Source organism: Psychrobacter sp. TAE2020 (genome assembly GCF_018919485.1).
GTDB lineage: Bacteria > Pseudomonadota > Gammaproteobacteria > Pseudomonadales > Moraxellaceae > Psychrobacter.
Genome location: NZ_JAHLMU010000001.1, coordinates 2,963,533 through 2,973,037, shown reverse-complemented (window position 1 = coordinate 2,973,037; position 9,505 = coordinate 2,963,533). Strand labels below are relative to the sequence as shown.

Here is a 9,505-nt window from a genome sequence, read left to right as displayed (position 1 = left end):
AACTATAAGTTTGAATCAGGCCATTTTCATCACCATAAATAAAGATTGTACGAATGTCTGAGCCTAGCCCATTATCGATAATATCTAATATATATTTATGATAATCCTCATCATTAAATAACTTCTCAACTATTCGTTTTTTAGTAGCAAAAGATGCTTCCGTCTGAGATAAATGATAATGAAACAGAGAACTAAATAGCTCTTTCAGTGAGTTATCTTTGGAGTCGTTATTTTCATCAGTTTTTATAATTTCAAATAATAGCCAGAAAGCTTTTTCAAAGTTTTCATCAAAATAAGCTAAATTGCGCAGTAAATTAGCTAAACTATAACTATTCGGATTTGAAGTTGATAGAAAACTACTGTCTTTCTCATGTCTTGATTTTAATATGTCGAGTAATTCATCTGGGCATATTGAAGCAAGTAAAGAGATGTTCCTTAAATCTGTTTCTGTTAATTGCTCATCTAATATTTTTGAGCCAAAGTAACCCTCAGGTGCTAGCCAGCCCTTAACAAGACTTTTGACTTTATCATTGTCATGCAAATAACTGAGGCGTTTCAAAAACGATGTTTGAAACCTTTCGGGTGTATCTGTTAATAACTGATTAAGCTCTGAATTTGAAAGGCCTGATATCGCTTGCTTTGCTAAGTTATTAGCTAAAGCATGAGGTAAAATAGCTCGAAAATCACCACGTTTTTGAACAATATCTTTGCCATTTAATTTTTCTATTAATCGGTAAGCTTTTCTTGGTGTGACGTCTGCTAGCTGTGATAGGATATTTATCTCCGACGCTGTTTCATTGCCATCTTCAACATTAAATGAGAAAACTAATGAAAATATCTGTCCGATATTTTGTGCTTCTTCGTTTAGCTCTCCTTTTTGATAAAATAAACTTTTGAATAGATCATCATCTGTCAAAATAGATAAATTGTCCGACTTATCAATATTTGAAGCTATTGCTAACGCCAATCGATAATTACCTCCTGAAAAATCAGCAATTTTATTAATATTAATACTTTCTAGTTCAGGATAATGTCTTTCTAGGACCTTCTTAAGAAGCTCGGTTGTTGTCGGTTGCATTCTATAAATACTGGTTTCTTCAGGTAAGCCATCGTTCACATCATATTCAATTGTTAATAGCGATATTTTTTCACTATCTTTTACAGACTTAGTTAAAGATGAATGTAACTCTTGACCACAATTATCTACGATAACAATAGTAGGCTTATCTTCTTCAATCATCTGTTCAATAAAATGTTGCGGATTTGGATTAGGTGAGTCGCCTAAGTCACAATACCAGACGTTTCTAATATCAAGTGCACCCTCACTTATTCGCTTATCAAATAAAGCTTGAGCAAAGCGAGTCTTACCGACCCCAGATAAGCCTACCAAGCGGATAGATGAATTTGGCTGAGCTAATTTGACTCTAATCTCATTTAAGCCTTCGACTATAGTTATTGACTTCAGATTATTGTGATTTGGTGAGATTATTTTGACATCTTCATCTATGTAATACTCTGCTGCTACATCAGTACTTTTACTTGACCAGTCACCAAATCGTTTCCAACCTTTATAATCGTTATCATCAAAAAAATATCTAGCTAAGTCATTATTAGTTACACATACAAAAGGTGAGTGAAAAAAAGATTCATTAGTACGCCAATCAATCTCTATGTTTAAACTCAATGCTAAAGCTTCAATATCCTTTTCAGTTTGAGTAACACTTTTGACTTTTTCAGGATAGTTTAAAGTCCATGTCTGATTCGTATAAAATATTATTTTAGTTAGTTCAGGATAATGACGCTTAGCATCTCTAAGCATTTTAGTTAGCGCTGTCTTTTTCTGACTCAATTCACCTTGATAAAATTTAGCTTGAAAGCTTATAACCTCTTCACCTCTTTCAATCGGTTCTTTTTCAACCGCTGGTTGATCTTTATATCCATGCCAACCCTTTTCCAAGTCAAACTCTCTACAGAATAGTAAATAGCTAAACCACTCGAAGTAATCTTGAGGATTACTATGGAATTTAGCTTTAAACACGTCCCAATCAGGCTTAACTAACATCAGTTTTTCCTTCAATATAAAACATTCGTTTTATTATTATTTATAATTTCTATAGATAAATCTTACACTACATTTCATGCTATAACCAAATTTGACTAAGATATTAATGGTAGCTCTGGAAAGCGTTTTAGCCCTGATTGCAGCGTTTATCCTGCTGATGACAATGGCGTTGCGGACTGTGGCTGGAGGTGGTCGCTCGAATGATGGAACGCATTCAGACACGGTAGTTCGCACGCCATTGACGAAGCAGATATGAGCGGAAAGCAGGATTAGCTCCAAAACCAACACACCAAAACTAAAAAAAGAGCCACTAGAATAATCTAGCAGCTCTTTTTCGTGCGATATAATTAACTCAACTATGAATCATAGCTAAGTGCTGGGCTAAAGCCGCAGCCTACGAACCTTTCTAAACCAAACTCTGCACAGCCTCAACCACAGCATCCGCTGTAATTCCAAACTCTTTATACAAGTCTTCAGCTGGCGCTGACTCGCCATAAGTCGTCATGCCGATGACTTTACCATCAAGACCCACAAACTTATACCAGTAGTCCACATGCGCCGCTTCTACAGCGACACGGGCGCGGATGTTACTTGGCAGTACTGACTCGCGGTAATCGCCGTCTTGCTCTACGAAGATCTCAGCACAAGGCATAGAAACTACCCGCACACCAACACCATCAGCACTTAAAGTCTCATAGGCTTGCATCGCAAGACCAACTTCTGAACCAGTAGCGATAATGATTGCTTGCAGCTCGCCTTTCTCTTTAGCTAGTACATAGCCACCTTTAGTAATATTAGCGACTTGGCTCTCATCACGTGCTTGATGCGGCAAGCTTTGACGGCTGAAGATAAGCGCTGATGGATTATGTACAGACTTAATCGCTTCTACCCAAGCACTAGCAGATTCCGTTGCATCACAAGGACGCCATGTACGTAGATTTGGCGTAGTGCGTAAGCTAGTCAATTGCTCTACTGGCTGATGGGTCGGGCCATCTTCACCAAGACCGATCGAATCATGAGTATAGACATGGATGATACGCTGCTTCATCAATGCGCCCATACGCACCGCGTTACGCGCGTATTCCATGAACATGAGGAAGGTTGCCACGTAAGGGATAAAGCCACCATGCAAGGCGATACCGTTAGCGATAGCGGTCATACCGAACTCACGTACACCATAATAGATATAGTTGCCAGCAGCATCGTCTTGAATACCTTTAGCGCCTTTGAACAAAGTTAAGTTCGAGCCAGCAAGATCTGCTGAACCGCCCATCAACTCTGGTAATAAGGGCTGCAAAATATTGATCGCATTTTGACTGGCTTTACGACTGGCAACATCACCGCCTTGCTGTTGGGTTTGCTGAATATAATCCTGCGCTTGGGCTTCAAAGTCAGCAGGCAGATCGCCATTCAAGCGACGTAATAGCTCGCTGGCCAATTCAGGATAAGCTTTGGTGTAATTTAGGAAGTCCGCTTCCCAGTTCTTTTGTAGGACATCACCTTTTGGTTTGGCATCCCACGCTTGATAGATCTCATCATCTAACTCAAACGGCGCATGTTTCCATGACAAAGCATCACGAGTTAAAGCGATTTCATCATCACCTAGTGGTGCACCATGGCTAGAAGCTGAGCCTTGTTTATTCGGGCTACCAGCGCCAATAGTGGTTTTACAGATGATCAGACTAGGCTTAACAGTCTCTTTGATTGCCGCTTCTGTAGCTTGGGTAATAGCATCAGTATCATGACCATCGACCTTGATAACTTGCCAGCCATAAGCTTCAAAACGTGCTTGGGTGTCATCAGTGAACCAGCCATCAACTTCGCCATCGATAGAGATGCCGTTGTCATCATAGAAGAATACTAATTTACCCAGCTCTAAAGTGCCCGCCAAAGAACAGACTTCATGGCTAATGCCTTCCATCAAACAGCCGTCGCCTAAGAACGCATAAGTGCGATGATCAACGATATTATGACCATCACGGTTGAACTGCGCCGCTAAGGTTTTTTCTGCGATAGCAAAACCAACCGCATTAGCGATACCTTGGCCTAATGGACCAGTAGTGGTTTCGATACCTGGAGTGTAGCCAAGTTCAGGATGGCCAGGAGTCTTTGAATGCAGCTGACGGAAACCTTTTAGATCTTCGACACTGACATCATAGCCTGATAAATGCAGCAATGAGTAGATGAGCATTGAGCCATGACCATTCGACAATACAAAGCGGTCACGGTTATGCCAGCTAGGGTCTGCTGGATTATGCTGTAAAAACTTGCGCCACAATACTTCAGCAATATCGGCCATACCCATCGGTGCGCCCGGATGGCCTGAATTGGCTTTTTGAACCGCATCGAATGACAGTACACGGATGGCATTGGCTAATTTACGTTCGCTAATTGGAGCTGGCATAGAGTGTCCTAATATTCGGATAAGAAGTATTGAAGATAAGAGGAGAGTTTACTCAAAGCAGAATAACATAAGGACGCCAAGTGCGCCCTAAGTTATAGACTGTAAAATCAGAATGCAATGTTAACATATTTGGCGCAATCCACACTAAAAAATGGCGTGACAATAGCGTTTGTATTTAACAATAATTCATATAAGTTCTGTTCAATTAGTATTGATAATAAGTAACCACGATAGGAGCCTGCTTAAAAGCTAAATCTCCCTCGCCTGACTAGTAATAAATCTGATTGAAATAAATCGTCCTTAGCGCATAAATAGGCCGCCATTTATATCTCACGTAGCCCCTGTCACCCCAAAGGCATCACGTTGCAATAACTGGGCGACAACATTGCCAATAAAGCTAGGACTACCTAAAGCTTTTACGGGGATAACCTGTTGTAATAAATGCTGTAGTTTTTCCGGCGCAACTAGCTCATATACAATCGGTAAATCTATAGAGCCTAGAGCGACCGCATTAACGGTAACGCCATTGGCTGCCAAATTACTAGCGAATACCTTTGTAATAGTCAGAATACCGCCTTTGCTGGAAGCATAATACACACTAGCTGCTGCACCGCCGTTTTGACCCGCTAATGACGCCATATTGATAATGCGACCGTAGCCTTTACAAAATAATGCGCGGTGTGACTCTAGCCTTTCCATTGAAATACCTATTGTAGATAGACTTTAGATTGAAATAAATATCAGATGGCAAGTTGTTTCTATAGTGAATGAGACGCCTAGCTGAACACCATGCTATCTACCTTTGTAAGTAAATTTTTATTGTAGATGCAAGATGGGTAGCTGACAATCACCGACCACGGCCTGTTAATGGAGTTATTACCATTAACCTCACTCTGAGGTGAGGGGTTAGATCAGTAAGGTTAGCCCGATCTAATGAGTCTTAGTAAGGTTTAGCCAGACTCATTTGTATTTTGCGTCTTATGCAACCGCTAAATGCTCGATAAATACGACAGATGAGTTATATCGGCTATGACCACCGCATTTGGATCTGATAACTATTCTTAACAGTTTGCTTCAATTAGCGTAGATAATAAAAAGCCAACTATTAAGCTCTAGTGCTCAATAGTTGGCCTCTTATTACATTCAAACTCTTATAACACTCAAAACATTATGATGTAGCTTATTAAGCTGGAATGCTCTCAGCGCCACCCATAAACGCACGTAACACTTCAGGAATAGTAATACTTCCATCAGCGTTTTGATGGTTTTCCATGACCGCCAGTAAAGTACGACCAACCGCTAGACCTGAGCCATTTAAAGTGTGCGCCAGTTGCGTGTTCTTGCCATCTTTGACTCGCGTACCCATACGTCGCGCTTGGAAATCCCCACAATTTGAGCAGCTAGAGATTTCACGATAAGTTTCTTGGCTCGGTAGCCATACTTCGATGTCATAAGTTCTTTGCGCGGCAAAGCCCATATCACCTGTGCATAAGTGCACGGTACGATAAGGTAGATTAAGCTGCTGTAAGATAAATTCAGCTTGTCCCGTCATCGCCTCTAGCAGCGCATCAGACTGTTCGGCTGTAGCAATATTAACCATCTCAACTTTTTCAAATTGATGCTGACGAATCAGGCCACGAGTATCACGACCATGCGAGCCGGCTTCACTACGAAAGCAGGGGGTATGAGCGGTGAACTTCAAGGGTAGCTCTTTGATATCTAAACGCTCGCCACGTACTAAATTAGTCATCGGTACTTCAGCAGTCGGAATTAGATAAAAATCCGTGCCTTCATTATTGGTATGGTTAGTCAATTTAAACAGATCATCTTCGAATTTTGGTAGTTGGCCTGTGCCTTTTAGGCTCTCTGAATTGACAATGTAAGGGACATAAGTTTCAGTATAGCCATACTTCATAGTATGGGTGTTGAGCATGAACTGAATAAGGGCACGGTGCATCTGTGCCAACTGACCTTTTAGCACATTAAAACGGCTACCAGTTAGCTTCGCAGCAGCTTCAAAGTCTAGCATGCCTAGCGACTCACCAAGATAGCTATGGTCTTGAATCTCAAAATCAAATTCGCGGGGAGTACCCCATCTACGCACTTCTACATTGTCATCTTCTGAAGTGCCAACGGGTACATCTGCTGCTGGTAGATTCGGTATTTGCAACGCCGCTTGGGTAATACGCTCTTGTAAGCTACGTAGAGTGTCTTCTGCGTTTTTAATCTCTCCACTGACACTTTGCATCTCAGCTAGCAGTTCACTGGCATCTTCACCCGTCTTTTTTAGCATGCCGACTTGTTTAGCACCGGCATTACGACGTGATTGCAGCTCTTCGGTTTGCACTTGTAGAGACTTGCGTTCGCTCTCTATAGATTGCCAAAATTCCATATCTAGGGTATAGCCACGAGTGGCCAGTTGCTGCTGTAAATCAAGTAAATCACCGCGTAAGAGTTTTGGATCGATCATAATAATGGCCTGTAGCGCTAGAAGTTAAGGGTCAAACTAAGACAGAGCTATTGAAAGCAGCTGCTATGATACCAAGACCAGATAGCTTTGACTATGTTTAGCGTAGCTTTAGCCTAGGTTTTCTCTCATTATATCTACTATCTATAAGCTACTAAAAGCCGTCTATTGCTACGCTAAGATGCATATATGTTTCTTTTACAGGCGCTTTTCGGTAAGATAAGCAAACATCTATTATCAATTATGGGCAGCATGCTATTTCGCTGTTGCCACCGCATTTAATCAAAGTATTTGAGAACCCTTTATGGCCCTGTATCCTTATACCCTACAACCTGTCGCTTTGAACTTAACTGAAGCTGAATTTCAGCAAGCACAATATGAACTGTTTGCTAATGCTAGCCCCTCCTTCGGTCTATCTAGCATTAAGACTAAAGAATGGATTATCATGGCGGTAGTAGTCATATTAGCGATTGCAGGACTGGTCTTTGTATCTGGCTATTCGACGATTATCTTTTGGGTGATGATAGTCGCAGTAGTGATTTATCTGCTAGTGCGTACGCTTGGCTTTAAGTGGTATGTCAAAAAGCAATTTGAGAAGCAAGTCTCTGAGCAAGAGATGCCCGATGAAATGCGTCAAATGAAACTTGGGGTACAAAAACATGGTTTGGTTATGGCGATGCCAGTCAATCAGCCTGATCTGATGAACAATCAAATGCGCGGTATGCAAATGCGTGCGGCGAGCACACAGCAAGCGGTAATCCCATGGAGCGCTGTTAAAAGCTGGGATGAGACTGATGACTATATCTTTATGATGTTTGAGGTAAAAGGCCAGCAAGGCAGTCAAATCGTACCTAAACGTTTGCAAGCGCAAAAGTTCCCTATCGCTACGGTACGTCAACATCTACAAGAAGTCATTCCTGTTCGTGGTTTGAATACTCAGAGTTTACAGCAGCCTGCTGAGAAGATATAATTTATTGATTACTTGATGGCAAGATTCAGATTGATTTTACAAAACATAACTCATCTTTTGGTTTAATTAATTTAACTTATAGAGCTGCAGTTGTTATGATAATGACCATAAACAGATCAGTGACTGATAGTCAAAACCAGTCGCTGATCGGCTGGTGGTTAGCGACTACTACCTTCTAAGCTAACAGCAGCATTACAATTCTAATTCTAATTCTAATTCTAAAATAACACTAAAAGGATAATATTATGACTACTAACCAGATTGGTTTAGAAAAAGCAGATATGAGCGCCATCATTGCTAAACTTAATGGCTTATTGTCTAGCTATCATATGTTTTATATTAATGTCCGAGGCTATCATTGGAACGTAAAAGGTGAGCATTTCTTTACTTTACATCCTCAGTTTGAAGAACTGTATACTGCCCTACAGATACAAATTGATGAGATCGCTGAGCGCATTTTGACTTTAGGTGGTACTCCTTATCATGCCTACAGCGATTTTACCCAGCATGCTGGTATTCAAGAAGATAAAAACGTTAAAGACGGTAATACTTGTGTTAAAGGGGTAGTCACTGGCCTACAAGCTTTGATAGAAGAGCAGCGTCAAGTATCTACTTCAGCTGCAGAAGCAGACGATCAAGGTTCAGCGGATCTAGTAGATGCCTATGTGCAAGAACAAGAAAAACTCGTTTGGATGTACAACGCCTTTTTGGGCTAGAACCGTCTAAGCTATAGAACTATAAGTTAGGTAAATTACCTCCAATAAAAAAGCACCCTACTGGGTGCTTTTTTGTGCTTAGCTATAAAAGTCATTGATAAACTAGCTACTGTTTACAGCCTGCTTACTGCTTAATCCATTGACTCATTTTTTCACGTTCAGCTGGCGTAGCATTCAGCCATAACTGCATAAAATTATCCAGAGTGCTGCTGGTTTGAGCGCTATTAGCTGCTGGTGCACTAGGAATCGCTGCATAAGTGCCAGAAGATATTATCGCGGTTGTATTAGTATTATTTTGTGCGTTTACTCCTGGCTGGCTCAAAGCAGCGATAGCTTGCTGGTTTTGCATCTCAGCATTACTACCACCACCGAATACTCCACCTAAAGCTTTACCTAATCCTGAGAATATACCGCCATCATTACCCACTATGCTTTTTTGGCTGGCTATAATGGTATTATTTTGCTGTATGGCTAAGGTTGGCTGTTGAGCATACTGTTTGGCTGCACGATACTCTTCTGGCTGATTAGGCATAGTCAGACGATAGGTTTGATTATCTAATAGATTTGCTGCAACACTGATATTCCCTGAGCGTAGATAGTCATGTTCATCACGTGGGAGTTGATAAAATCGATCATACTTAGCAGTAATGACGTGTTGTCCGGGCTGTAGACTCAGCTGTTTGGTCAAAGGCTCAAGAATGCCTTGTTTGAGCTCTTGACCATTGATAGCCGTAACCTTGATATTATCATCAACCATTAGAGTTACTGCTGCATTCGTAAGCATAGATACTGACCCTGCACTTATCAATACAGCACCGAGGGTAAGTTTTCTTAACTGAGAAGTGAAGACGGTCATAAGGTATCCTATCAGTGGTAAGTTTTTCGA

At 41.0% G+C, this 9,505-nt stretch carries 6 protein-coding genes and 1 pseudogene; 2 read left to right on the top strand and 5 right to left on the bottom strand.

All coding sequences use genetic code 11. The annotated features are described in order from the left end of the window. From KPY62_RS12240 to serS, 4 genes and pseudogenes are all read right to left on the bottom strand, one after another. Nucleotides 1-2,062: pseudogene (locus KPY62_RS12240) on the bottom strand (hypothetical protein); the annotation flags it as partial. Between the two features lie 406 nt (nt 2,063-2,468). Beyond that, nucleotides 2,469-4,466 carry a transketolase gene (gene tkt, locus KPY62_RS12235; protein WP_216582609.1) on the bottom strand — a complete coding sequence of 666 codons (1,998 nt, stop codon included), beginning with the start codon at nt 4,464-4,466 and terminating at the stop codon, nt 2,469-2,471. A 330-nt stretch (nt 4,467-4,796) separates the two neighbouring features. Next, the gene (locus tag KPY62_RS12230; protein ID WP_216582607.1) at nt 4,797-5,165 is read right to left on the bottom strand and encodes an SDR family NAD(P)-dependent oxidoreductase; all 369 of its coding nucleotides are present in this window, start codon (nt 5,163-5,165) and stop codon (nt 4,797-4,799) included. A 484-nt stretch (nt 5,166-5,649) separates the two neighbouring features. After that, nucleotides 5,650-6,936, bottom strand: a complete 1,287-nt coding sequence (gene serS / locus KPY62_RS12225; protein WP_216582606.1) for a serine--tRNA ligase — start codon at nt 6,934-6,936, stop codon at nt 5,650-5,652. 301 nt (nt 6,937-7,237) lie between these two features. Between serS and KPY62_RS12220 the strand changes: the two genes are divergently transcribed. Continuing rightward, nucleotides 7,238-7,903, top strand: coding sequence for a YcxB family protein (locus tag KPY62_RS12220; RefSeq protein WP_216582604.1), 666 nt, complete (start codon nt 7,238-7,240; stop codon nt 7,901-7,903). Nucleotides 7,904-8,148: 245 nt separating this feature from the next. Beyond that, nucleotides 8,149-8,619, top strand: coding sequence for a Dps family protein (locus KPY62_RS12215; protein ID WP_216582602.1), 471 nt, complete (start codon nt 8,149-8,151; stop codon nt 8,617-8,619). Between the two features lie 124 nt (nt 8,620-8,743). On the opposite strand, the gene KPY62_RS12210 is transcribed toward KPY62_RS12215, so the two are convergent. Continuing rightward, nucleotides 8,744-9,475, bottom strand: a complete 732-nt coding sequence (locus tag KPY62_RS12210) for a DUF2057 family protein (RefSeq protein WP_216582600.1) — start codon at nt 9,473-9,475, stop codon at nt 8,744-8,746. Nucleotides 9,476-9,505: the final 30 nt, after the last annotated feature.

Coding starts and splice junctions, on each gene's coding strand:
- tkt (WP_216582609.1), bottom strand. CDS start 4,466: ATGCCAGCTCCAATTAGCGAACGTAAATTAGCCAATGCCATCCGTGTA.
- KPY62_RS12230 (WP_216582607.1), bottom strand. CDS start 5,165: ATGGAAAGGCTAGAGTCACACCGCGCATTATTTTGTAAAGGCTACGGT.
- serS (WP_216582606.1), bottom strand. CDS start 6,936: ATGATCGATCCAAAACTCTTACGCGGTGATTTACTTGATTTACAGCAG.
- KPY62_RS12220 (WP_216582604.1), top strand. CDS start 7,238: ATGGCCCTGTATCCTTATACCCTACAACCTGTCGCTTTGAACTTAACT.
- KPY62_RS12215 (WP_216582602.1), top strand. CDS start 8,149: ATGACTACTAACCAGATTGGTTTAGAAAAAGCAGATATGAGCGCCATC.
- KPY62_RS12210 (WP_216582600.1), bottom strand. CDS start 9,475: ATGACCGTCTTCACTTCTCAGTTAAGAAAACTTACCCTCGGTGCTGTA.